25 protein-coding genes and 1 tRNA gene are annotated in these 23033 nt (G+C 40.1%); 3 read left to right on the forward strand and 23 right to left on the reverse strand.

Annotated features, from left to right (window positions below; translation table 11 throughout):
* Positions 1-7: 7 nt before the first annotated feature.
* The 7 genes from ACZ5GY_RS04945 to ACZ5GY_RS04975 form a co-directional block, all read right to left on the reverse strand.
* On the reverse strand, positions 8-1735 hold the full coding sequence (locus ACZ5GY_RS04945) for a WecB/TagA/CpsF family glycosyltransferase (RefSeq protein WP_464112062.1): 1728 nt from the start codon (positions 1733-1735) through the stop codon (positions 8-10).
* A 172-nt stretch (positions 1736-1907) separates the two neighbouring features.
* Positions 1908-3188, reverse strand: a complete 1281-nt coding sequence (serS, locus tag ACZ5GY_RS04950) for a serine--tRNA ligase (RefSeq protein ID WP_213690144.1) — start codon at positions 3186-3188, stop codon at positions 1908-1910.
* Complete coding sequence (gene ribH / locus ACZ5GY_RS04955) at positions 3188-3673, reverse strand: 6,7-dimethyl-8-ribityllumazine synthase (protein ID WP_213690145.1); 486 nt, start codon at positions 3671-3673, stop codon at positions 3188-3190. The genes serS and ribH overlap by 1 nt, the downstream gene beginning before the upstream one ends.
* A gap of 21 nt (positions 3674-3694) precedes the next feature.
* Complete coding sequence (locus ACZ5GY_RS04960) at positions 3695-4936, reverse strand: bifunctional 3,4-dihydroxy-2-butanone-4-phosphate synthase/GTP cyclohydrolase II (RefSeq protein WP_464112063.1); 1242 nt, start codon at positions 4934-4936, stop codon at positions 3695-3697.
* Positions 4937-4973: 37 nt separating this feature from the next.
* Positions 4974-5624: a riboflavin synthase gene (locus ACZ5GY_RS04965; RefSeq protein WP_213690147.1), complete on the reverse strand. Its 651-nt coding sequence runs from the start codon at positions 5622-5624 to the stop codon at positions 4974-4976.
* On the reverse strand, positions 5606-6715 hold the full coding sequence (ribD, locus tag ACZ5GY_RS04970; protein WP_213701087.1) for a bifunctional diaminohydroxyphosphoribosylaminopyrimidine deaminase/5-amino-6-(5-phosphoribosylamino)uracil reductase RibD: 1110 nt from the start codon (positions 6713-6715) through the stop codon (positions 5606-5608). Before ribD ends, ACZ5GY_RS04965 begins: the two co-directional genes overlap by 19 nt.
* Positions 6693-8168, reverse strand: a complete 1476-nt coding sequence (locus ACZ5GY_RS04975) for an excinuclease ABC subunit UvrC (RefSeq protein ID WP_213701086.1) — start codon at positions 8166-8168, stop codon at positions 6693-6695. Before ACZ5GY_RS04975 ends, ribD begins: the two co-directional genes overlap by 23 nt.
* Positions 8169-8289: 121 nt before the next feature.
* Between ACZ5GY_RS04975 and cysS the strand changes: the two genes are divergently transcribed.
* Positions 8290-9705, forward strand: coding sequence for a cysteine--tRNA ligase (cysS, locus tag ACZ5GY_RS04980; RefSeq protein ID WP_213701085.1), 1416 nt, complete (start codon positions 8290-8292; stop codon positions 9703-9705).
* Positions 9706-9732: 27 nt separating this feature from the next.
* On the opposite strand, the gene ACZ5GY_RS04985 is transcribed toward cysS, so the two are convergent.
* Complete coding sequence (locus ACZ5GY_RS04985; RefSeq protein WP_213690151.1) at positions 9733-10224, reverse strand: QueT transporter family protein; 492 nt, start codon at positions 10222-10224, stop codon at positions 9733-9735.
* A 20-nt stretch (positions 10225-10244) separates the two neighbouring features.
* Entirely contained in the window at positions 10245-11489 is a 1245-nt protein-coding gene (locus ACZ5GY_RS04990) for a Zn-dependent hydrolase (protein ID WP_213699373.1), read from the reverse strand.
* 171 nt (positions 11490-11660) lie between these two features.
* On the opposite strand from ACZ5GY_RS04990, the gene ACZ5GY_RS04995 reads away from it, so the two are divergent.
* Positions 11661-11759: transfer RNA gene (locus ACZ5GY_RS04995), tRNA-Sec, on the forward strand.
* Between the two features lie 349 nt (positions 11760-12108).
* The gene (locus ACZ5GY_RS05000) at positions 12109-12663 is read left to right on the forward strand and encodes a rubrerythrin family protein (RefSeq protein WP_464112064.1); all 555 of its coding nucleotides are present in this window, start codon (positions 12109-12111) and stop codon (positions 12661-12663) included.
* 41 nt (positions 12664-12704) lie between these two features.
* Here the strand turns inward: ACZ5GY_RS05000 and ACZ5GY_RS05005 are convergent, their stop codons facing one another.
* The 14 genes from ACZ5GY_RS05005 to def are packed head-to-tail and all read right to left on the reverse strand — an operon-like array spanning position 12705 to position 23011.
* Complete coding sequence (locus ACZ5GY_RS05005; RefSeq protein WP_213690154.1) at positions 12705-13097, reverse strand: translation initiation factor; 393 nt, start codon at positions 13095-13097, stop codon at positions 12705-12707.
* A 13-nt stretch (positions 13098-13110) separates the two neighbouring features.
* Positions 13111-13605, reverse strand: a complete 495-nt coding sequence (locus tag ACZ5GY_RS05010; RefSeq protein ID WP_213690155.1) for an NUDIX hydrolase — start codon at positions 13603-13605, stop codon at positions 13111-13113.
* Between the two features lie 11 nt (positions 13606-13616).
* Positions 13617-14543, reverse strand: coding sequence for a M23 family metallopeptidase (locus tag ACZ5GY_RS05015; RefSeq protein ID WP_464112065.1), 927 nt, complete (start codon positions 14541-14543; stop codon positions 13617-13619).
* Positions 14543-15850, reverse strand: a complete 1308-nt coding sequence (locus tag ACZ5GY_RS05020; RefSeq protein WP_213690157.1) for a thymidine phosphorylase — start codon at positions 15848-15850, stop codon at positions 14543-14545. Before ACZ5GY_RS05020 ends, ACZ5GY_RS05015 begins: the two co-directional genes overlap by 1 nt.
* Entirely contained in the window at positions 15843-16676 is an 834-nt protein-coding gene (locus ACZ5GY_RS05025) for a purine-nucleoside phosphorylase (RefSeq protein WP_213699376.1), read from the reverse strand. Before ACZ5GY_RS05025 ends, ACZ5GY_RS05020 begins: the two co-directional genes overlap by 8 nt.
* Positions 16677-16693: 17 nt before the next feature.
* Positions 16694-17581, reverse strand: coding sequence for a tyrosine-type recombinase/integrase (locus ACZ5GY_RS05030; RefSeq protein WP_213690159.1), 888 nt, complete (start codon positions 17579-17581; stop codon positions 16694-16696).
* 51 nt (positions 17582-17632) lie between these two features.
* Entirely contained in the window at positions 17633-18172 is a 540-nt protein-coding gene (locus ACZ5GY_RS05035) for an NUDIX hydrolase (RefSeq protein WP_213690160.1), read from the reverse strand.
* A complete protein-coding gene (locus tag ACZ5GY_RS05040) occupies positions 18173-18736 on the reverse strand; it encodes a 2-oxoacid:acceptor oxidoreductase family protein (RefSeq protein WP_213690161.1) in 564 nt (187 codons plus the stop codon). It abuts the gene before it with no gap.
* A 12-nt stretch (positions 18737-18748) separates the two neighbouring features.
* Positions 18749-19495, reverse strand: a complete 747-nt coding sequence (locus ACZ5GY_RS05045) for a thiamine pyrophosphate-dependent enzyme (RefSeq protein WP_213690162.1) — start codon at positions 19493-19495, stop codon at positions 18749-18751.
* A 14-nt stretch (positions 19496-19509) separates the two neighbouring features.
* Positions 19510-20574, reverse strand: coding sequence for a 3-methyl-2-oxobutanoate dehydrogenase subunit VorB (vorB, locus tag ACZ5GY_RS05050; protein WP_213690163.1), 1065 nt, complete (start codon positions 20572-20574; stop codon positions 19510-19512).
* 23 nt (positions 20575-20597) lie between these two features.
* A complete protein-coding gene (locus ACZ5GY_RS05055) occupies positions 20598-20816 on the reverse strand; it encodes a 4Fe-4S dicluster domain-containing protein (RefSeq protein WP_213690164.1) in 219 nt (72 codons plus the stop codon).
* Positions 20817-20839: 23 nt separating this feature from the next.
* The gene (locus tag ACZ5GY_RS05060; protein WP_213690165.1) at positions 20840-21592 is read right to left on the reverse strand and encodes a DEAD/DEAH box helicase family protein; all 753 of its coding nucleotides are present in this window, start codon (positions 21590-21592) and stop codon (positions 20840-20842) included.
* A complete protein-coding gene (fmt, locus tag ACZ5GY_RS05065; RefSeq protein WP_464112066.1) occupies positions 21585-22514 on the reverse strand; it encodes a methionyl-tRNA formyltransferase in 930 nt (309 codons plus the stop codon). Before fmt ends, ACZ5GY_RS05060 begins: the two co-directional genes overlap by 8 nt.
* The gene (gene def, locus ACZ5GY_RS05070) at positions 22511-23011 is read right to left on the reverse strand and encodes a peptide deformylase (protein ID WP_213690167.1); all 501 of its coding nucleotides are present in this window, start codon (positions 23009-23011) and stop codon (positions 22511-22513) included. The genes fmt and def overlap by 4 nt, the downstream gene beginning before the upstream one ends.
* Between the last annotated feature and the right edge of the window lie 22 nt (positions 23012-23033).

Raw genomic sequence — 23033 nt, forward strand, 5'->3', positions numbered from 1 at the left:
TGTGCTGTTACCTCCTGACTATACCTATTTTTGTCAAAAGAACTCGAACCGCAAAGGTAAAAAGTTCAAGATCCCTTTTCCACCTCCAAGGTTCTTGCACAAGACGATATAACCATTCAAGTCCTGCTTTCTGTATGAGAAGAGGTGCCCGAGTTAATTTCCCTGAAATAACATCAAAAGAGCCGCCTACACCTATGGCAACAAGATTTCCCAAATCTTCACGATGGGCATAAATCCATTTCTCTTGGCGAGGAAGCCCCATGCCAACAAAGAGAAGGCATGTTTTATTTTCTTTAATCTCTCGAATGATGCCCTCCTCCTCTGTACCAGAAGAAAAATATCCATCATGCACTCCCGATATTTTTAAATCGGAGTATTGTCCTTTCAATTTTTCTACTGCTGCATTAGCAACACCAGGTTTTCCTCCTAAAAAATAAACAGGCCAACCTTCAACACTTGCCGTACGACACAACTGAATTAGGAAATCTATGCCGGTAATTCGTTCTTGCACAGGTCTGCCAAGAAAACGCAAAGCCCACATTAACCCAGTACCATCCGCTAAAGTTAAGGCAGCTTGAGATACAATCTTTTTATATTCTCTATCTTTCAAAGCCGTTTGAACAGCTAATGAGTTTACAGTAGAGATGAGAGAGCATCCATTGTTTTGCCCCAAAAGAGATTTGACTTTAGCTATGGCATAATTCATTGAAACATTGTCTAGAGAAACTCCCCATAGCTCAGGACGCTCTCCAGAAATTTTCTTTTGACGCAGAAGTCTGGAAAATACCGGTATAAGTGTCAAACCAGCAAAAAAGACGGTAACGCTAACTAACAATATGGCTTGTTTTCCTGCGGTAAGTTGAAACATGGCTATAAGAACTCCTACTAAGGCACAAATTGATGTAATAAATTTAACTGCACTGGGATGATCGATACCTCTTGCAACAAGACTGCGGTAAATTACCATTGCACCCTTTGGATTTGCAGAAAGTATTGTGCTGGCAAAATGAAGTGATGTTTCCATTAGAGGAATAGCAAAAAGCCCTAAAGGCAACACCATCATTGTACTAAAAGTAATGCCCTTACTTACACCTAACAAAGATGTTCCAGCAACAAGAACTCCCCAAAAAGCAGACAAAGACTCCCCTAATCGACGATACATATGTCCATGCCGGCTCCAAAAAACACCCAGCATAAGTAAACCAGTCATACTTGTATAGAAAGCATCTGGCAGATATTGCCCCGAAAATGCTGTCGCTAAAAGTAAAATGGAGAATGTTACAGCTAAAAGGTGACCAGCCATACCTGGAATATTATCGAGTTCCTGAATAAGAATAGGAAAAACTGATATCCATATTCCAGTAATGGCTATGGATATAAAGTTAGATAAATAGAGGTATTCGCCTTGTGGCAAACCTAAAAACGTTATTCTAGGTCCAGAGAGAGCAAAAATAATTCCAATTATGAAATAAATCCACCTAAGCTTTTTGTGCGGATAAAAATGCTGATACATACCTACCACAGCAGCTATAACTGCTATACCAGTGATAAGCGTAACTTCGGGATCGCCTGACCAAATACCACTAAGCATCCAGGCTCCCACAAGCAAAATATCCCTAAGATAGTTATATTGGCTATTTTCTAGAGAACGCCTGCATAGTCTTTGAAACAAGAAGCAAGCAACGACGAGTACAAGCAATAGAGTATAAAGGTTTATCTCTGCAATGAGAGACATTATTTTGACTATGGCAAGCCCCACCCTTCCTTCTAAAATAAGTAAAAACAAGCTCTCCGAGCTATTCTACCAATTTTACAAAGCTTTTGCATTATTTATTTAAAAATTAAGGAAGATCATCTCATTTGAGATGATCTTCCTTATCTACATTTTACATAAAAAAACGATTTTTTTATGAAAGGAGCTTAATTTCTTTCATGCCACCCATATAAGGAACGAGGGCTTCAGGTATTTCTATCGATCCATCTTCTCTCTGGTAATTTTCAAGAACGGCAATAAGTGTTCTACCAATTGCTATGCCGGAACCGTTGAGAGTATGTACATATCGAGGTTTTCCCCCATCTGCCGGTTTATACCGTGTGCCCATCCTTCTTGCTTGGAAATCCTCACAGTTACTGCAAGAACTAATCTCGCGATACTTATCCTGAGAAGGAAGCCATACTTCAAGATCATATGTCTTGCTGGCGCCAAATCCCATGTCACCTGTACACAAACAGATAACTCTGTATGGGAGTCCAAGCTTTTGTAATACTTCTTCTGCATTAGATGTTAATTTTTCAAGTTCATTGTAGCTTTCTTCAGGTTTGCAAAGCTTTACCATTTCTACTTTGTCAAATTGATGCTGACGCATCATTCCTCTTACGTCACGTCCGTAGCTACCTGCCTCTTTTCTAAAACAAGGAGTATATGCTGTGTAGTATAAAGGCAAGTTTTCCTCAGCAAGCAGTTCACCTGCATGAAGGTTTGTAAGTGGAACTTCGGCAGTAGGAATAAGCCAGAGGTCTTCGTTCTCGCACTTATACAGATCTTCTGCAAATTTGGGGAGCTGTCCTGTACCTAACATTGTCTGGGAAGAGACCATGAAGGGAGGCTGAATTTCCTTATAACCATGCTGAGTTGTATGAAGATCAAGCATAAAGTTCATGAGAGCTCTTTCGAGTCGTGCTCCTGCTCCCTTGAGAACAGTAAACCGACTTTGAGCGAGAGCTGCACCCTTTTCAAAGTCAAGAATGCCTAAATGCTCTCCCAAATCCCAGTGTGCTTGGGGGTCAAAAGAAAATTTGTGAGGCGTTCCCCATTTTCGAATTTCTATGTTGTCATTTTCATCCTTCCCCACAGGAACAGAATCGTGAGGTCTATTAGGTACTTGTAAAAGCAGAGCCTGAAGCTCATTGTCAATTTCAGAAATTTTGTTATCAATTTCTTTAACTTTCTGACCTAAAGTTTTCATTTCCTCCATAAGCGCAGCAGCATCAGTTCCAGACGCTTTGGCCTCGGCCACTTTGCGAGAACCTTCATTTCGCTGTGCTTTTAGTGTTTCTGTTTCTGCAAGCAACGATCTTTTCTCTTCATCTAATGTGACAATTTTCTCAACATCAAAATCGTTATTTCTGTTTTTTAAAAAGGTCTTTACTTCTTCTATATTGTTACGTATCCATTTAATTTCAAGCATTATGCTTCTTGCTCCTTTCCCGTTCGAAGAACCTTTAATAGATTGGCGGTTTCGATAACAGCTAGAGCCGACTCCGCTCCTTTATTCCCAGCTTTGCTTCCAGCACGCAAAAGAGCTTGTTCCAAGGTGTCACATGTCAACACTCCAAAGGCAACGGGGATTCTTTGCGTCAGCCCTACATGAGCAAGTCCCTTTGCCATTTCTGATGATACATATTCGAAATGTGGAGTATCCCCTCGAATAACAGCACCCAAAGCGATAATTCCGTCATACTTACCTGATAAAGCTGCCTCTTGTGCTATTAAAGGAATTTCCCAAGCTCCCGGAATCCACATAATTTCAATATTTTGATGTGAAACACCATGGCGCAACAAAATGTCCTTTGCGCCGTCAATGAGTTTTGAAGTAATTAATTCATTAAAACGTGACGCTACAATACAAAACCTTAAACCAGTACCTATAAGCTTTCCCTCTGAAATCTTCATACATGTTCCCCCTTTCCTTCTCTAGCGGAGTATATCCTTAAGATGAAGCACGTGACCAAGTTTTTCTTCTTTCGTATTCAAGTAACGCTGATTAAATTTGTTAGGTTCAATTACGAGAGGAACACGTGCCGTAATTTTTAATCCATACCCTTGCAAGCCAACAACTTTTCTGGGATTATTTGTCATTAATCGAATAGAACTCAATCCAAGATCTTGTAAAATCTGAGCACCTACACCGTAATCTCGTAAATCTGCGGCGTATCCCAAGGCTTCATTAGCCTCTACAGTATCTAGCCCCTTCTCTTGTAGTTGGTAGGCCTTCAATTTATTGACAATACCTATTCCCCGTCCCTCTTGTCTCATATATAAGACAACTCCTCGTCCTTCTTCTTCGACTCTTTGCATAGCTGCATGAAGTTGAGGGCCACAATCACAGCGAAGTGATCCGAAGACATCGCCAGTTAAACATTCAGAGTGTACTCGAACAAGAACATCTTCTACATCTCGAACATCGCCTTTTACTAAGGCTATATGAACACGATCCTGATCTTCATCGAGAATGTTGTGGTAGGCATAGGCAGTAAAATCACCATAAGCCGTAGGAAGTTTAACTTCCGCCACTTTTTCTACAAGTTTTTCGCGGCAACTTCTATAACGAATCAAGTCTTCGATTGATATAATACGAATTCCATGAGCTTTTGCAAACTCTTTGAGTTCAGGTAAACGTGCCATGCTCCCATCTGGGTTCATAATCTCACAAATAACGCCAGCAGGGGTTAATCCTGCCATCCAAGCTAAATCAACAGCAGCTTCTGTATGTCCTGCACGTTTCAGAACGCCACCTTTTTTTGCAGCGAGAGGAAACATATGTCCTGGACGTAAAAAATCGTCTGGCTTGGCTTCGGGATTTGCAAGGAGCCGAGCAGTTATGGCTCTTTCCGAAGCTGAGATACCTGTCGTAGTTCCTTCTTTTGCATCTACGCTAATAAGGAAAGCTGTTCCATGACGATCAGTATTATCTTTTGACATTGGCTCCAAATGGAGACATTGTGCTCTATCAGCAGTAATAGGAACACAGACCAATCCTCTGGCCTCTTTTGTCATGAAGTTTATAATTTCTGTTGTAGCTTTTTCTGCAGCTACAACGATATCTCCCTCATTCTCTCTGTTATCGTCATCAACAACAATAACCATCTTGCCATTTTTAACATCTTCAATGGCTTCCTCTATTAAGCTAAAATCATGTTCACATCTTTTATTCATTAGAGCCTCGATCCTTTCCTCTCTCTATAATAAATTGCTACCAACCCATTTCTCTTAATTGTTCCATTGTCAAGTTTGATGATACGGGCTTATTACTTCTTTGTAGATTCATAAATTTTAAAACATATTTGCCCAAAATGTCTGTTTCTATATTTAAAATTTCTCCTTCTTGAATAGTACCCAATGTACATTCTTGTAATGTTGTAGGAATAAGACCGACAGAGAAAGAATTTGACATCGCATCTATAACCGTCAAACTGACTCCGTCAATAGCTATAGATCCTTTTTCTACAATCATTTGTGCAATAGACTCATCTGTTTCGACTCTCATAACGTGAGTTATTCCCATTGAAATAATTTCTGCAACTCTTCCGATGCCATCAATGTGCCCACTTACTATGTGACCATCAAAACGCCCTGAAGCCGTTAACGCTCGCTCGAGATTAACAAGGCTGCCTGGCTTTGAAAGACGGAATTTAGTTCGTTTCTGTGTTTCCGGCATAATGTCAGCGCTGAAAAAGCGATTATCGTGAGAAGTCACAGTCACGCAAGCACCAGAAACAGCTACCGACTGACCAAAAATAAGTTCACTAGCAATATCTGGAGCCTCAATCTTAAGATGATAAACATCTTTTGAAGGCGTTATAGAAACAAGCTTGCCTATACTCTCTACAAGTCCAGTGAACATTCAGGCACCCCCTCTATCCATATGTCCTGTCCTGCTTTAGAAACATTACGGACAGTTATACGAATGAGTTTATCTAGTGATGGTACTACAATTCTTTCAAAAAGAGAAATGCCTTGCCCCATTATGGTTGGTGCGATAAAAAGAGAAACTCCATCAACTAAATTTTCTTTAAAAAAGGCAGAGGCTATTGTAGCTCCACCTTCTACAAGAACTGAATTAATGCCTCTATTCCCCAAAACCTTTACAGCGTGTGATAAATCAACATGATTATCTCTTTCAGGAATAAAAAACAACTCAGCTCCTGCTTTTTCTAAAATATAATGTTCTTTTGTATTTCGAGCTGACTCTCCGGCTAAAATAACTGCTGCTTCATTTTTAAGTATGGAAGCGTTTTGAGGAGTTCTTAAGTGTGTATCAACAACAACACGAAGTGGCGATTTTCCGCAAGTGTGTCGAACTGTTAACGATGGATCGTCACAAAGTACGGTCTGGATGCCAACAAGAATGGCATCATGTTCTGCTCTAAGCAAATGGGCTCTGTTTCTAGCTTCATCTGACGTAATCCATTGGCTTTCACCATTGGGAAGGGCAATTTTCCCATCTATTGTAGAGGCAGTTTTAAGTGTAAACCATGGTCTATTATTTTTTATTCTTCTTATGAACCCTCTATTTAACCATTTACATTCTTCCTCTATTATTCCTGTTTTTACTTCAACATTGTGCGACTTAAGGATATCAATCCCTTTCCCATTTACTACAGCATGAGGGTCAACCATGCCTATAACAACACGTTTTACTCCTGCTTCTACAAGTTGAGGCGCGCACGGAGGAGTTTTACCATAATGAGCACATGGTTCCAAGTTTACATAAGCAGTAGCACCTTCTGCCCTATTGCCAGCTTGTCTCAACGCTTCCACTTCAGCATGGGGCATACCATAAGCATGATGATACCCTTCAGCTATTATTTGTTCATTTTTGACTATCACACATCCGACAAGAGGGTTAGGAGATGTATGCCCTGTTCCTCTTCGTGCCAAGCTCAATGCTCTTCGCATATAGTATTCGTCATCACGAGTCTGCTTCAGGCTCATTGTCTTCACCTCTAAAAAATGTAGCTATTTTTAATGCTAAAGCGGGTCCGATACCTTTAACTTTCATTAACTCATCAGGAGAGAGAACTGCTATCTTTTTTACGCTGCCAAAATTAGAAAGCAACATGGCTGCAGTGTGTTTGCCAACTCCGGGAATTTCTTCTAAAACTGATCGTGTCAGAGCGACACTTCGTCCTCGTCTGTGACTTTTCACAGCAAAACGGTGAGATTCATCACGAACTCTCTGCAGAAGTTGAAGCACAGGGTCAGTCCACTCAAGCCTAATTGGAGATTCTTTTTCGTTATGGTATATCAGTTCCTCTCTTTTCGCCAGAGAAATAACTGGGATATTGATTATATCCAAATCTTGTAGCGCCTTTTTTGCAAATTCTAACTGCACGGGACCACCATCTATAAGAATAAGCTGAGGAAGAGGTTCATTATTCTCTAATACTTTGGTATAACGACGTTTTACAACTTCTTCTATAGATCTGAAGTCGTCTATTCCTTCAACTGTCCGTATTTTAAAGCGACGATAGAGAGAAGGATTAGATACACCTTGTTCAAAAACAACAGCTACTCCATACGTTTCATGTCCAGACATGTGTGAAATATCAAAACCATCAATTCGCCATGGCAGGATATCCATATGGAGAAGATTTTGTAATTTATTCAGTGCATCCCATGTTTCAATATCTATATCTTCTTGAAGACTAGAAGCCACTCTTTGACGAGATAAACGCCAAATTGCTCGTATAGCATCGCGATGTCGGGCCGCTTTTTCAAAATCAAGATTGAGAGCCGCTTCATCCATTCTTTTACGAATACGTTCTACAAGCTCAGATGATTTGCCCGTTAATAAAAGAATAACATCATCCACTCTTTCTCTATATTCTGCTTCACTGCATAAACCTGCACATGGGGCAAGACATCTCCCTAAAGAATAATCTAGACATGGACGCCTCTTCTTATCAGGCTTCACCTCTGACTTACAACTTCGCAACGGAAAATATCGCTCTGCAACTCTTAATAGTGCTCGAACGTCCTTTGCACTAATAAAAGGGCCTAAATAAGTAGACCCATCATTATCTCGGTGTCGAGTAATGATAAGGCGAGGAAAGGTTTCGTCCGTTATCTTTATGTACGGATAACGTTCATTCATTTTTAGGTCTATATTAAAAAATGGTTTGTATTTTTTAATAAGTCTTGATTCTACAATAAGCGCTTCTGCTTCTGACTCAGTTCGTATAATAGAAATATCAGCGATAGTTTCTACAAGTTTACGCAATCGAGGAGAGGCAAAACCTTGATGTCTGAAATAGGAAGAAACCCTTTTTCGTAAAGATTTTGCCTTTCCCACATAAATTATATTACCTTCCTCATCGCGCATGATATAAACACCTGGACGAAGAGGAAGATTTTTAATCGTATTTTTCAAATTTTGTTTTATCATTAGTCCACCACTGTTTAAATTATGGTATCGTTATATAAAGTAATTCCTTTTGCGTAAATATCATATTTTTATATATGTAACACTACATTATAATGTATTCTAGCAAATGGAGGTGTATAGATTGGGTCTTGTGATTTACAATGATCTAACTCGAAAAAAAGAACCATTCGTTCCTTTAAAAGAGGGAGAGGTCGGTTTTTATAGTTGCGGCCCTACAGTGTACGATTATTTTCATATAGGGAACGCTCGTCCGTTTATCGTTTTTGATGTATTTCGTCGCTATCTGGAAGATCTTGGGTATAAGGTAACTTTCGTACAAAATTTTACAGATATTGATGACAAAATGATAAATCGCGCTAATGAAGAGGGTATAACTGTAAAAGAGCTAGCTGACAGATTTATCAAAGAATACTTTGAAGATACTGACTCTCTCGGTGTCAGACGAGCTACTATCCATCCTCGCGCTACAGAGCATATGGAAGATATTGTTCGTACAGTTGAAATTCTTGTCGAGAAGGGACATGCTTATGTTGTTAACGGGGATGTCTTTTTCAGCGTAGAAAGTTTCACTGAGTATGGCAAGCTTTCAAAACAAAGTATTGAGGATCTGCAATCAGGAGCTCGTATTGATATTAATGAGCGGAAACGTCATCCTCTTGATTTTGCTTTGTGGAAATCTCAAAAACCAGGTGAACCAGCATGGGAGAGCCCATGGGGAATGGGACGACCTGGTTGGCATATCGAGTGCAGTGTTATGTCAACTAAATATTTAGGGGATACTTTTGATATTCACTCTGGTGGATGTGACCTTATTTTTCCTCATCATGAAAACGAGGTTGCACAGGCAGAGGCGGCAACAGGTGTTCAATTTGTCCGTTATTGGCTCCACAATGGATATCTTTTGATCAACAAAGAAAAGATGTCTAAATCTCTAGGAAATTTCTTGACAGTGAGAAATGCACGTAAGAAATTTTCTCCCCTTGCGATTAGATATTTTATGCTTAGTGCGCACTATCGCTCACCCATTAACTTCTCTGAAGAAGGATTAAGCCAGGCAACTGGAGCAGTAGAGCGTTTAAGGAACTGCTGGACAGACCTCCAATATGCTCTTCAAAATCGAGAGATGACAAAAAAAGAGGGAACTCAAGTTTTTGTTGATGAAATCAAACAGGCTGAGAATAAGTTTTATGAAGAGATGAATGACGATTTCAATACAGCAGGAGCCTTAGGAGCTGTATTTGAAGTTGTTCGCTCAGTTAATACGTATCTTAAAGAAAATACAACTCTCGATGAAGAGGCATGCAAAGCGGCGGAACAATTCTTTAGAAGAATTGATAATATCATGGGGATTTTAGGTTTTGAAGCGCAAGAAGAAACATTGAATGTTTCTGAAATAGAAGCCATGATAGAAGAAAGAACAGCAGCCAGAAAATCGAAAGACTTCGCAAAATCAGATGCTATCAGAGATGAACTTGCAAAAAAAGGAATAATACTGGAAGACACCCCAGAAGGAACGAAGTGGAAAAAACAACTATAAATATAAAATTAAGAAAAGCGGGAGCGTTTAACGTTCTCGCTTTTCTTTTATAAATTTTTTCTCCAAGAAAATAATAAGTGGAATTCCCAGGAAACCACAAGCGATGATTTCTCCCAATCCTACATACATTGCAGTGTAAAGAAAAGGCATTTTTGCAAGTACTGAAAGGTATCCACCGACAATGAGCGCATTAAAAATGACCGGGGGAAGAGCCGCCAAGTAAGGATTAGGCATACGACTTGTTACCAAAGCGGCAAGCAACGTCGCTAAACTTCCAAAAACGACATCGATAAGCCCAAACCCTCCTGCAAAATTTGAAATCAGACAGCCAATGAAGAGCCCTGGAATCGCCTGAGGCCAAAGATATGGTAGCAAAGTCAAGGCCTCAGCAACTCGCACCTGTATGGGGCCATAGGAGATAGGGGCCAAAAGTATTGTTGTTGTGGCATAGATTGCAGCGATGAGAGATGCAATAACTATATTTTTCACTGTCAAAAATTCTTCTACCTTTTTATTCATTAAACTAAATCTCCTTAAAGCTATATATTTGCCTCTGATAATCTTAAGATAGCTCCTAAAGCTATGTCTATTCCCTTTTTGAGTTGTTCATAATCTGTCCATTCTTCTGGACAATGACTTCGTCCATCTTTACTTGGCACGAATATAAGTCCAACATTTGTAAGAGAAGCCATAATCATTGCATCGTGCCCTGCTCCGCTAACCATATGTCTATAACGAATATTTCTTCCAATGGCTTCCTCTTCAAAAATACCTCGTATTTCATCTGCAAGATGTACAGGAGGAATAGCAAGTTTTTGCTCCATATGGACAGAAACACCCATCTGATGAGAAACATACTCAAGAGTCTCTTTCATTTCTTTCACTACGTCTTCTATATTTCCTTGTTCTACTGAACGGATATCGACAGTAAAGAACACCTTACCAGGAACGATGTTAGCTCCACCTGGATAAACCACAAGTTTCCCGACAGTTCCAACTGTTCCTTCACCCTTTGCATAGGCTGCATCATGTATCGCTTTAGCAACCTCAAAAGAAGCAAGAAGAGCATCTTTTCTCATATGCATAGGGGTGGTTCCTGCGTGGTCTGCTCGTCCCTCAATTTCTATGTCATAACGAGTGATTCCGACGATGGTGCTAACAAACCCCACGTCCAGACTCTCCGATTCCAAAACTGGCCCTTGCTCAATGTGCAATTCTATAAACGCTTTTAAATCTTCAGGGTTTCGAATAGCATCCTTTATTTTAAGTGAATCAAGGCCAAATTTTTCCATAGCTTCTCCAAGAGAAACTCCATCAGCGTCGCGAAAAGACTCTATTTCACTATGAGGAACTTTGCCTGTCATTGCTCTGCTGCCATACAAACCTGCGCCGAAACGTGTTCCTTCTTCTTCAATCATTGCTACAAATTCTATAGGATTTGCCGTTGAAATATTGTTTTCGTACAAAATTCTGGCTATTTCAAGGGCTGTAACAATACCAGCGGGTCCATCAAAATTACCACCATTTTTAACAGAGTCAAAATGAGAGCCAATCATAACTAAAGGAGCATCTTTTTGTGTTCCCTCTCTGCGTCCAAAGATACTACCTGCCGCATCAGTATAAACATGCAACCCTGCTTTTTCCATTTCTGAACAAATAAACTCTCTCGTTTTTTTATCTTCTTCTGTAAAGGAAAGTCTTGTCATTCCTAAACCGGGAGTGGCTGTAAAACGAGCCATTGTCTCTATATCGCGCTGTATTCTTGAAACTTTACTCTCAAGCATTTATGTGTCTCCCCTTTCTTTTATTCCAGCTATTTCAATGAATTATGCCATATGTCTTTCAAGAGGGAAACCTTATATGAAAAAACCATTTAGAGAAAGGAAGAATAATTATAAAACTTATCATGACTGGACTTTTTCTCAATCGCCCTTTACAATATTCAATTGTTCTATGGAGGCGAGTGGTCTCTGGTGAGGCCCCCGGGCTTCAAACCCGGTCGAGAGGCGGCGTTGGCCGTCTTTGGTGAGTTCGATTCTCACACGCCTCCGCCATTTTTTTATGGAGCCTTGATATTACAGACTTTTCAGAAGCCGATTACTGGAATTTGCACCCTTAAAGCCTTATAAACACTTTGCTACACAGATTGCTACACACACTTACCACAGTGTAGTTAAGTTGTGATTAAAAATGAAACGTCCCGCTCTTTTCTTTTATTAAATTGTGGTACAATTGATCTTGTCCCTATGTAATATCTCCCCTTGACCAATATCTGTATATCTTTATATCTAAACTTTACCCCAAGAAATAATAAATTTTCCCTTTATGATATTATTAATAAATAGAGTTTTTACCATAATTAGACCATCGTTGGTATCTTTATATATCAAGGAGGTTTGAGGAATGGCTGTTAAAAATCCAATGACAATTGATTTCCTTCGCTCGGCATATGGTGGTGAAAGCATGGCCCATATGCGTTACTTAATATGGGGGGAAGTAGCCCGTAAAGAAGGTTTCCCAAACATTGCCAAACTTTTTGAGGCTATAGCGTATGCTGAGTTGGTTCATGCTCGAAATCATTTTACTGTTCTTGATGGGGATGTTACAGATCACCCAGTAACGGCCGGTGGTGTTTTTGGCAATAAAGAGACTGCAGAAAACCTCACTGGAGCTATTATGGGAGAAGATTTTGAAATCAATCAAATGTACCCTGTTTATCTTGAAACTGCCCGATTTCAAGGAGAAAAAGATGCAGTTCGTTCTTTTACCTACGCTTTAGAAGCTGAGAAGCTTCATTCCAAACTTTTCTCAAAAGCACAAAATGCTGCACGTAGTGGCAAAGATATGGAATTTAAAGATGTGTACGTCTGCCCTGTATGTGGGCATACTATACTTAACGATGCACCCGATAAATGTCCTGTTTGTGGATTAGCTAAAGAGAAGTATTTAAAATTTTAAAAGGGAAAAAGGGGCGTGGAATACAAAAACGCCCCTCTTTTTTACAATTTTACTTGTTTAGCTCCTTCTTCTATCAGGAGTTCTTTTATTCGTTCCCGTTGATCGCCCTGCACTACTATGATATACCCCTCTAAAGAACTACCACATCCAAGTTGTTTTCTCAAAAATTTTGCGAGTAGATTTTTTTCGTCTTGGTTTCCAAAAGATGTTTCTATAAGAGTAACAGTTTTACCCGCTCGTCCCTTCCGTTCTATTCTCAAAACTATTTTGCCCTTTAGAACTTCTTGGTATGTTGTTAGTACTTTTTTTTCTTCTTTCACTTTTTTTTCTTGCTGCGATGAATGAGCATCAGTAACCTTAAAGGTATTTTTGAAAATAGGATTATAGAGCTCTTCGTTATCTATAGGCGCAGTCTTTTTTTTCTGTCGGGTCATTTTACATTCACCTTTATAAAGCTTTCAAATAATCAATCGTTGTCTGTATTATTTCGCCTTCTTCAGAAAGCACAATTTGACCTTCAAAGGGGATTTTTTTGCCTGAAAAAACAAATGGTGCAATCTGTAAATAGAACAGGTTCACATCGTGAAGGGTAAAACTTTCATCTATGTCGAACCATTCAACTGTTCCTTCTTCTCCGCTCCTTAATTCTCCCGAATATGAACGGCAGGTAAAATAAAAAGTAAGAGTCTCATTCGAATTGTTTTCCTGAAAATTATGGACTATACCAGCTAGCTCAAGAGAACATGGAGTAAGTCCTGTTTCTTCCTGAACTTCTCTAATGCATGCCTGAGTAAGACTTTCTCTTTTTTCTTTTTTTCCGCCAGGAACAGTAAGTGTCGCTGCGTATGGTTCCTTGTTTCTTCGTATCAAGAGAATTTTATTCTTATCAACAATGAAACAAAAAACGATAATTGACGTATATGCATACTCCTCACTATTCATCCTCAACCCTCCTACCAGTTAAAAAGAACTTCTTTATTTTTCTCTAAAAACGTCTGTTCATCAAGAGAAAAGAGCGATATAGGGTCTACAAGTTGCCCTTGCAGCGCAAGACTAAAATGAAGATGTGGTCCTGTTATTCGACCAGTTACTCCTGTTTTTGCAATAATATCCCCTTTTGAGACAGAATCTCCTGTTTGCACAAGAAATTCTGAGAGATGACAATACATTGCAACAACACCATAACCTGAATTTATATAAATAGTTTTTCCACTAAAATAATGATCAGCTACAAGGGTAACCGTTCCATTTGCTACTGCACGTACTTCCGTTCCTATCGATGCTCTTAAATCGACTCCTGTATGGGGATTAGAAGGACGCCCATTAAGCACACGTTGCTTTCCATAGGTACTTGTAATGTCTCCTATTACTGGCTTTTGCAAAGGTAATTCCAAGTAGTTCTCGTTATTAATATCGAGTAAGACTTTCCGTACTTCCTGTCGTTCACGTTTTATTCTTGGAATAACCTCCGAAGGAGGCGTAACCATCTTTTGTGGCAACGATAAATGTTCTTCAGGATACGCTTTAAATAGAACTTCAATAGGAAGTGCAAAATTTTTTATACCATTCCCCATAAGGGTTTCAATACGAAGCGTTGCTCTACCTGGCACAGCAGTTTTAACACTTGTTCCCAAAAGAAGAGTTTGTGTAAAATCGTTTTTTTCTGCGAGATACAATGGGATTTTTTGATCACACCAATAAAGAGTTCCTTGAACATCTGTCGCTTCTGTTTTAAATCGGATCAAAAAAGGAACTCCTATCTTCACAGATGAAGGTGCCAGCACTTTCATTTCACCCCCATAAGCTACATTCCCGAGAAAAAATAAAGCGATAACGCAATATACGACGTTTTTAAGAAAGAAAAGATTTTTTTTCTGCATTAAGAAACTATCTCCATTATTAGATTTTGAATTGAAGGCTTTATGTCAACCAAATGTATAGAACGTTCAAAAAAGGGTTTAGCTCGTTGTAATTTTTTATTATCTGTATAGTAAACATCAAAAATTGGATTACCTTTTTCTACAAAATCACCTTGTTTTGCTCGTAAATGAACAGATACAGAGAGATCAATATGATCGCCTTGTTCTGTGCGTCCCCCACCTATTCTCTTAACTCCCTCACCTATTTTTCTGGCGTTAAGTTCAGCTAAGAAACCACTTTTTGAGGCATAAAGAGTGTATTTCTCTTTTGCTGGTCTCAGATACTTTTCTGGAGAAATACAAACTTTTTTCTCTCCTTCTTGTGCCTCTATAAGGTCTTCCATCTTTTGCAATGCTTGACCATTTACAAGATTTTCATGGGCAATTGCTACTCCTTCTTCGAGAGAAGTTGCTTTTCCACCCAGAACAATCATGGCTCCTGCGAGATGTAAAGATAATAACTCCGTATCAGATGGCCCCTCTCCTTGAAGTGTTTTGATAGCTTCATATACCTCCATACTATTTCCAATCCATTCACCCAAAGGTTGATCCATAGCACTTATAATAGCCATGCTTGGATGGTTTAACGATGCTGAAAGGGAGACCAAAGCCTGAGCTAAGGCGCGTGCTTCAGGAAAAGTCTGCATAAAAGCTCCTTGCCCACATTTCACATCAAAAACGAACTTAGATGCTCCTCCCGCCATTTTTTTGCTTACAATACTACTGCAGATAAGAGGAAGAGAAGGAACTGTAGCTGTCACATCGCGTAGAGCGTAAAATTTCCCCTCTGCTGGAGCCAACTCCATGGAATGACCAGATATTGCACATCCGATTCTTTCTACTTGTTTTAAAAAAGTTTCTGTAGAAAGGTGCACATTCATATTAGGAATAGACTCAAGTTTATCTACTGTTCCTCCCGTAAATCCCAGTCCGCGACCAGACAACTTAGCTACAGGAAGACCTGACGCAGCGACAAGAGGCACAACTATAAGTGTCGTTTTGTCTCCTACACCTCCAGTACTATGCTTATCTACAGCATTAAAACCGCGAGGAAAAGGTACAATGTCCCCAGAGTGAGCAAGAGCCAGAGTAAAACTTTTTATCTCTTGCTGACTCATTCCTTTGTGAAAAACAGATGTCAACCACGCGCTAACCTGATAATCAGGGATTTTACCTTTGTGAAATTCGTTAACAAAGAATTCTATATCCTCAGATTTATGAGAGATACCTTCTCTTTTCTCTTCAAGAAAAGAGAGAATATCAAACATTTAGATCACCAATTTTTTGCAAAAGTCCTCGCAATAATGTTGTCAGCTTTCCCGTTGCTTTGCCCATCTCTCTTATCACTTCTTCTTCAGAGAGTTTTTGAGACGTTACTCCTGCAGCATAATTAGCAACGCACGAAACAGCAAAGACTTTCATTCCCATGGCGTGAGCGACAATTGTTTCAGGAACGGTAGACATACCTACCACATCGGCTCCCATAACACGAGCCATACGAATTTCAGCAGGAGTTTCATACGAAGGGCCAGAAAAGGCTATATATACTCCTCGATGAACTAGCAAGTTGTTTTCTTTTGCAACTTCATCTGCCAATCGAAGAATGTCTCTATCGTAGGTATATGACATATCGGGAAATCTTTCTTCTTTAGCAGAAATAACAGGCCCGACAAGCGGATTAGTTCCCATAAAATTGATATGATCGTATAGCATAACCATATCACCAGGGAGATAAGAGAGATTAATTCCACCAGAAGCATTGCTTGCTAAATAATAGGGGACACCCCATTCTCCAAAAACACGCACAGGGAAGGTAACATCTTTCATGGAATAGCCTTCATAAAAATGAATGCGTCCCTGCATAACAGCTACATACGTATTATCCAAAAGTCCAAAAACTAAACGCCCTGCATGACCTGGGGCTGTAGAAAGTGGCCAATGAGGAATCTCCTTATAAGGAACTATAATAGGATCCTCAATAGAATCTGCTAAACCACCAAGTCCAGAACCTAAGACAAGAACTGCCTCTGGAAGACAAGAAACTTTTTTTTGAATGTAAGAGAGAGCTTCAAGAATATTTTCGTTATAGCTCATATGGAACACCTCCGAATTTATGCTCGTGGATGAGCCCTATCATATATGTCTCTTAGTTCCAGGTCAAAATGTACATATTTTTCCGTAGTGGCAATAGAGGCATGTCCTAATAGCTCTTGTAACGTACGAAGATCCATCCCTCGCCTTAGTAAATGAGTAGCGAAGGAATGCCTCATTATATGAGGGAACAAACGTGAAGTAGCTATTCCAGCGATCTTCCCTCTCTTTTTTATAATTCTCCATATATCTTCACGCCGTAATGGTTTTGATGTTTTAGAAAGAAACACTTCTTGGGAACGAGAATTTTGTGGTCGTGCCGTTTCGATGTAAAAACGCACGCGACGACTAACTTCACCTAAAAAGGGTATGCTTCTCTCCTTTTCGCCCTTACCCAAGATGCGTAATGTGCGACCTGAAAAATCTATATCCCTTATACATATTGCACAAAGTTCGCTGGCTCTCAAGCCACAGCTATATGCAGTTTCAAGAAGAGCCCTATCGCGGATGTCAAAAAAAGAATTCCCAGCACACGCTTCTAAAATCCGCTCTACTTCACCTTCACTTAAGATACGAGGCAAATCCGTTCCTTTATAAGGGAGTGTTGGCAAAGAAATCTCTTCATCAACAATGTTTTCCGTATCAAGATAACGTAACCATGATCGAAGGGCAGCAATGGCACGTTGCTGCGAGGACCGTTTTTTCCCTTCATTATGTAGGTAACGTTGATATCTTTCTAAAATCGTTGAATTAGGGGGGTATGCAGGTTTGTTGTTTTTGTTACAAAAATCTATCCACGCCTTAATATCCCGATTGTAAGCTTGAATAGTATTTTCACTACATCCTCTTTCTAAAAAGAGGTAATCAAGAAAATCATCAAGTAATAGTTCTTCATCTAACTTCGACATGATTATTAAAAAGGGGCTGGATTTACCAGCCCCTCCTCCCTGTGCTATTTTTTAGTTATTGTTTAGGTAGTTTAAAAGCCAGGCTAAAGCTCCAAAGGTTTTACAATCCCGAATTGATCCATCTTTTAAGAGGGCTGATATTTTTTTTACAGGAACAGCTTTCACTTCAATATCCTCATCTTCATCTTGTTCAAGAGAGGAAGGAGAAAGGTTTTGGGCTAAGAAAAGCGCTATAACTTCATCACTGAAACCTGGAGAAGTATAAAAACGCCCTACCTCTTCAAGCTTACCAGGATAATAACCTATTTCCTCTTGAAGTTCACGTATTGCCGTATCTTTAAAAGTTTCGCCCTCTTCAACAATTCCAGCCGGAATCTCAAGTATTTCTTGATCCAATGGATATCTGTACTGTTTCACCAGCAGCACTTCATTTGCCTCTGTTAAAGGAATTATGGCAACAGCTGGCTCATGTTCTACCACTTCTCTCATTGTTTTACGACCAGAAGCAAGACGTATATTATCGACTCTGAGGTCTAAAATCTTTCCTCTATATATAAGATTTCGTGATAGAACTTTTCCGATATCTTTCATTTATTTTTCAAGTACCTTTCTGGCTAATTCCTTCCCTTTTTCAAAGGCTTCAAGGTTCATAGGTAAAAACTTGGGTTTTCTTTTCCCCAGTTTTTCTTTAATTGTTTCGATACACGTATCACTCTCAACAATACCAGTAGCCTCAACAAGTGTTCCCAAAGCTACTATATTGGCAACTTTGTCACTTCCAAGTTCTACTGCAAGAGAGTTTGCAGGTACAGCTATCACATGTATATCTGTTCGTGGATTTTCATAGGTAACGAGATCACTGTTGTAAATAAGAACTCCACCCTTTTTAACTGAATTCTCAAATTTAGTCAAAGAAGGCTGGTTCATAATAACAGCAGCATCAGCTTCTGCTACAACTGGTGACGCTATTTCTTCGCTACTAAGAACTACTCCACAGTTAGCAGTACCACCGCGCATTTCAGGCCCATATGAAGGAATCCACGTTACGTGTAACCCCTGTGCTATTCCTGTATAAGCCACAAGCTGGCCCAGAACCATAACGCCCTGTCCGCCAAATCCTGCTGCAATGAGGCTTTTATTCATTTTTTCAGTCATCGTGTCTGCCTCCTACTCGTAATCTTTAAACAACCCGAGTGGATAGTAAGGCATCATTGTATTTACTGTCCATTCAAAAGCTTCCACAGGTCTCATTCCCCAGTTTGTTGGGCAGGAGGACAGAATCTCTACAAAAGAAAAGCCTTTCCCATCAAGTTGATATTGGAAAGCCTTTTTTAAAGCCTGTTTTGCTTTAATTATATATTTGGGCTGCGCTACAGAAACGCGCTCAATATATGCAGGAGCTGCCAAGGCATTAAGTAACTCACACACCCGGATTGGATATCCGTTAACCTTTGGATCTCTACCAAGAGGACATGTTGTTGCTTTTTGTCCGATAAGCGTCGTTGGAGCCATCTGACCGCCAGTCATACCATAAATTGCATTGTTGATGAACACAACCGTAATATTTTCGCTTCTATTCGCAGCATGAATTATTTCTGCTGTTCCGATGGAAGCAAGGTCTCCATCACCCTGATATGTAAATACTACTTTATCTGGGCGAACACGTTTCAAACCGGTTGCCACTGCCGGAGCGCGTCCATGGGCTGCTTCACAGAAATCTGTATCAACATAGTCATACATCATAGCAGCACATCCAACAGGAGCTACACCTATTGTATTATTCTGAATCCCCAGCTCATCTATAACTTCACAAATCAAGCGATGAGCGATACCATGTCCACATCCTGGACAATAGTGGGTATGGACTTTAGGCATCCATGTTTTGGGACGTTCATACACTTTAACTTCTTTCATTGTAATATCCCTCCCTACTCCAGGCCGAGCAATTTTCTGCACTGCATCTCTATATCTTTTACTGAGGGCGACATACCGCCAGAGCGACCATAAAAACTAATAGGAATGTTGCATCCAGTCGCGACCTTGACATCGTCCACCATTTGACCGCAGTTCATTTCAGTTACAAGAATATGTTTTACCGATCCTGGTAATTTGGCAAATTCATCGTAGGGATAAGGCCATAAAGTAATAGGGCGAATAAGTCCCACTTTATGTCCCTCTTCTCTCAAAGAGTTTATAACGGAGCGTGAAATTCGTGCGGTAGTTCCATATGAAGCTATAACCAACTCAGCATCATCAGTCATGTACGTTTCACAACGAACTTCATTCTCCTTAATTTTCGCGTATTTTGCCTGAAGATCTCTATTATGATCCTCAAGGGCTTCCGGAGAGAGGTATAAGCTCTTTAAAGAACTTCGTTTTCCTCTTCTTTCTCCCATATACCCTAAAGCCCATGTGGTATTGTCTGGAACATTCTTATCTGTATAAGTTTTTATCTCAACAGCTTCCATCATCTGCCCCATAAAGCCATCAGCAAGAATAATGACAGGGTTACGGTAACGTTGAGAAAGCTCGAAAGCCTGTTGCGTCAAATCAACTGCTTCCTGCAACGTGCTAGGAGCCAAAACTATCAAATTATAATCGCCATTTCCTCCACCCTTTGTAGCCTGAAGATAATCAGCCTGAGAAGGAAGGATACCACCAAGACCTGGGCCACCACGCATAACATTGACAATAACTACAGGAATTTCAGCACCAGCCATATAGCTGATACCTTCTGACATAAGAGAAATTCCAGGGCTGGAAGACGTTGTCATTACCTTATGCCCAGTTGCACCGCCTCCCATGATCATATAACTTGCAGCCACTTCACTTTCTGCTTGAACAAAGGTTCCCCCGACCTCTGGCAGATGGGCTGACATGTATTCAGGAATTTCATTTTGCGGCGTGATGGGATATCCAAAGAAGAACTTGCAGCCGGCCTGAATAGCGGCTTCTGCAATGGCTTCAGTTCCTTTCATAAGTACGCGTCCCATTAGATTTCCACCTCCAGAAAACGTTAGCCTTCAACGATCTTATAAACTTCGATCGCTGCATCAGGGCAACTAGTTGCACACATAGAGCAACCAATACACCCATCTTTAAACTGCTCAACCGGTCTGTGCCCTCTGCTATTGATCTTCTCTGATATCCTAAGCACCTTTACAGGGCAGGCAGCCACGCAGAGACCACAGCTCTTACAATACTCCTCAAGAACGTTAATACGTCCTTTTGCCATTACGAGACACACCCCTTCCACTTTTAATTCGATTGACGAGACCACATAAAACCTTCTTCCCAAGGAAGAAGCATAAATCTTGACAGGGGCCATATGGGAACAGGATAGCCTTCTCCCAAGATTTTACTCACATCAGAAACAAGGGATGGATTGACTCCAGCATAGAGAACTGGCAGGTCAAGAGATTGGCCTGCTTGATAAACAGTTTCAATTCCTTCTGCAGCGTCTTGGGCGGTTGTTTCGTGCATAAGATGGGAGTTACAAATGAGTGCGTTTATTTCAAGGCCACAAATACTTTCCATTTTAGTCATCATTTTTTTAATTCTGGAAACTGTTGAAGTTTGAGGGCGAAAAGCATTAACGACAAGAATAAGCCTATAACCAACTTTTTTGATAATAGGCTCGAACTGTTTAAGAGCCAAGGCTCCCTCCGCATCCCCACCAATATCCATAAGAAGGCGGGAGCTTTCATCATGAAGGGCCCAATCTACTTTGGGCGTAACAAGAGCCATATCAAGCCATTTAGCCTGTTCTGGCATGGTAATTACAGATAATCCTTGTTTTTCTAAAGTCTCACTTACTTGGCGAATGCAAAAATAGGGGTTGATAATATCAATATCAGCTATCGTTACTTTATCTCCATTAGCCTGAAGTCCTTGCGCCATATTTAAAACCCATTCTGTCTTTCCAGAACCGAGAGCACCCGTTACGGCTATTGCCTTGGGCCATTGGTAACGACGAATCAAGTTTGCAAGGTGGGAGTGAACCTTATTCACGTAGATTGTCTCCTTTCTTCAAATGAATGCCCCTGCTCCAATCTGCCCCTGATTGAACTCGCCGTCCTTCAGGTTGAACTTCAAGAAGAAGAACAGCTTGTTTCCCTAAGGCTATAAGAGGAAATCCATTTATGAAATCTAGAACTTCGCCAGGAGTTCCAGCTTCTTCATGAACAGTTGTTTTCCAAATTTTTAGTCGACGTTTTTTGTAGTGAATAAAGGCACCTGGCTGAGGATTTAAAGCTCTCACTTTATTATGAAAATACCATGCATTGGTATTCCAATCAAGCTGAGTTTCAGTTTTTTCTATTTTTAAAGCATAAGAGACAAGTTCAGAATTTTGTAGCGTAGTCTTATTAGTTCCATCATTATAAGATTTTACAACTACTTTCAGTAAATTGCTACCCTCTTTAGCTAATCTCTTAAATAAATCTCCCGATGTTTCGTTCGGATCAATCACAATTTTGGTCTGCCCCCAGATTGGACCGGCATCCATTTCCTCTACCAATCTGAACACAGTTACCCCTGTTTCCTCTTGACCATCCATCACTGCTCTCTGTATGGGAGCTGCTCCACGATACTGAGGTAATAATGAAGGATGGATATTCAAACATCCCATTTTAGGAGTACTTAAGAAGGGTTCTTTTACTTTTTGCCCAAAGTCAACGACAACAATACCATCAGGAGGAGACGTTAAGAGTGCATTTGTAATAATCTCATCCTGAGAAAGTTTGTTCGTTCTGGAAACCGTTAAATCGAGTTTCAGGGCTGTCTCCTCTACACAAGAGATCGTTTCTTTCATACCCCTGCCAGCGCGAGTAGGCATACTTGTAATAATCCGATCAAAACGCACATTTTCAGATGTAAGATTCTCAAGGCATAAAGCAGCGAATGGTCCTGCTCCAATAAACCACATTGTCATCGTTTACGTTCTTCCTTTTCGTATTGTCTCATTTTTTTACGAATGATGTTCTTTTTTAGTGGCGAAAAATGATCTATAAGTAGTTTTCCCTCTAAATGGTCCATTTCATGAAGAAACGCTCGGGCAAGAAACCCTTCGGCTTCAATCTTCCTTTTTTCTCCATGTTCGTTATATGCTTCTATAACGACATTTCGAGAACGTTTTACATTTCCAAAGATACCAGGGAAGCTTAGACAACCTTCTTCTCCAACTTGCTCTCCTTCACTGGATAGTAAAACCGGGTTGATAAGAACATAAAGAGTATCATCATAGAAAACTACGGCAAGTTTTTTTGACAAACCAACCTGTGGAGCAGCAAGCCCAACTCCATCTGACTCCAGCATAATAACTTTCATTTCCTCAATTAAATCCATAAGTTCAGAGTCAAATATCTCGACAGGTTCCGTCTCTTTTCTAAGTATAGGATCTGGGTACGTTCTTATTTGTAAGTTTTTCAAAAAACTCGCTCCTTCAAATTGT

The sequence above is a fragment of the Aminobacterium thunnarium genome (genome assembly GCF_055390565.1).

What these genes read in the sequence shown, in the direction of transcription:
- ACZ5GY_RS04990 (WP_213699373.1), bottom strand. Translation starts at nt 11,489, where the DNA reads ATGCTTGAGAGTAAAGTTTCAAGAATACAGCGCGATATAGAGACAATG.
- ACZ5GY_RS05055 (WP_213690164.1), bottom strand. Translation starts at nt 20,816, where the DNA reads ATGGCAAAAGGACGTATTAACGTTCTTGAGGAGTATTGTAAGAGCTGT.
- ACZ5GY_RS05025 (WP_213699376.1), bottom strand. Translation starts at nt 16,676, where the DNA reads ATGAGCTATAACGAAAATATTCTTGAAGCTCTCTCTTACATTCAAAAA.
- ACZ5GY_RS04985 (WP_213690151.1), bottom strand. Translation starts at nt 10,224, where the DNA reads ATGAATAAAAAGGTAGAAGAATTTTTGACAGTGAAAAATATAGTTATT.
- ACZ5GY_RS05015 (WP_464112065.1), bottom strand. Translation starts at nt 14,543, where the DNA reads ATGCAGAAAAAAAATCTTTTCTTTCTTAAAAACGTCGTATATTGCGTT.
- ACZ5GY_RS04975 (WP_213701086.1), bottom strand. Translation starts at nt 8,168, where the DNA reads ATGATAAAACAAAATTTGAAAAATACGATTAAAAATCTTCCTCTTCGT.
- ribH (WP_213690145.1), bottom strand. Translation starts at nt 3,673, where the DNA reads ATGAAGATTTCAGAGGGAAAGCTTATAGGTACTGGTTTAAGGTTTTGT.
- ACZ5GY_RS05045 (WP_213690162.1), bottom strand. Translation starts at nt 19,495, where the DNA reads ATGAAAGAAGTTAAAGTGTATGAACGTCCCAAAACATGGATGCCTAAA.
- ACZ5GY_RS05000 (WP_464112064.1), top strand. Translation starts at nt 12,109, where the DNA reads ATGGCTGTTAAAAATCCAATGACAATTGATTTCCTTCGCTCGGCATAT.
- ACZ5GY_RS05030 (WP_213690159.1), bottom strand. Translation starts at nt 17,581, where the DNA reads ATGTCGAAGTTAGATGAAGAACTATTACTTGATGATTTTCTTGATTAC.
- ACZ5GY_RS05040 (WP_213690161.1), bottom strand. Translation starts at nt 18,736, where the DNA reads ATGACTGAAAAAATGAATAAAAGCCTCATTGCAGCAGGATTTGGCGGA.
- ribD (WP_213701087.1), bottom strand. Translation starts at nt 6,715, where the DNA reads ATGAGCCTGAAGCAGACTCGTGATGACGAATACTATATGCGAAGAGCA.
- vorB (WP_213690163.1), bottom strand. Translation starts at nt 20,574, where the DNA reads ATGGGACGCGTACTTATGAAAGGAACTGAAGCCATTGCAGAAGCCGCT.
- ACZ5GY_RS04960 (WP_464112063.1), bottom strand. Translation starts at nt 4,936, where the DNA reads ATGAATAAAAGATGTGAACATGATTTTAGCTTAATAGAGGAAGCCATT.
- ACZ5GY_RS04965 (WP_213690147.1), bottom strand. Translation starts at nt 5,624, where the DNA reads ATGTTCACTGGACTTGTAGAGAGTATAGGCAAGCTTGTTTCTATAACG.
- fmt (WP_464112066.1), bottom strand. Translation starts at nt 22,514, where the DNA reads ATGACAATGTGGTTTATTGGAGCAGGACCATTCGCTGCTTTATGCCTT.
- ACZ5GY_RS05020 (WP_213690157.1), bottom strand. Translation starts at nt 15,850, where the DNA reads ATGTTTGATATTCTCTCTTTTCTTGAAGAGAAAAGAGAAGGTATCTCT.
- ACZ5GY_RS05010 (WP_213690155.1), bottom strand. Translation starts at nt 13,605, where the DNA reads ATGAATAGTGAGGAGTATGCATATACGTCAATTATCGTTTTTTGTTTC.
- ACZ5GY_RS05005 (WP_213690154.1), bottom strand. Translation starts at nt 13,097, where the DNA reads ATGACCCGACAGAAAAAAAAGACTGCGCCTATAGATAACGAAGAGCTC.
- ACZ5GY_RS05035 (WP_213690160.1), bottom strand. Translation starts at nt 18,172, where the DNA reads ATGAAAGATATCGGAAAAGTTCTATCACGAAATCTTATATATAGAGGA.
- serS (WP_213690144.1), bottom strand. Translation starts at nt 3,188, where the DNA reads ATGCTTGAAATTAAATGGATACGTAACAATATAGAAGAAGTAAAGACC.
- ACZ5GY_RS04945 (WP_464112062.1), bottom strand. Translation starts at nt 1,735, where the DNA reads ATGTCTCTCATTGCAGAGATAAACCTTTATACTCTATTGCTTGTACTC.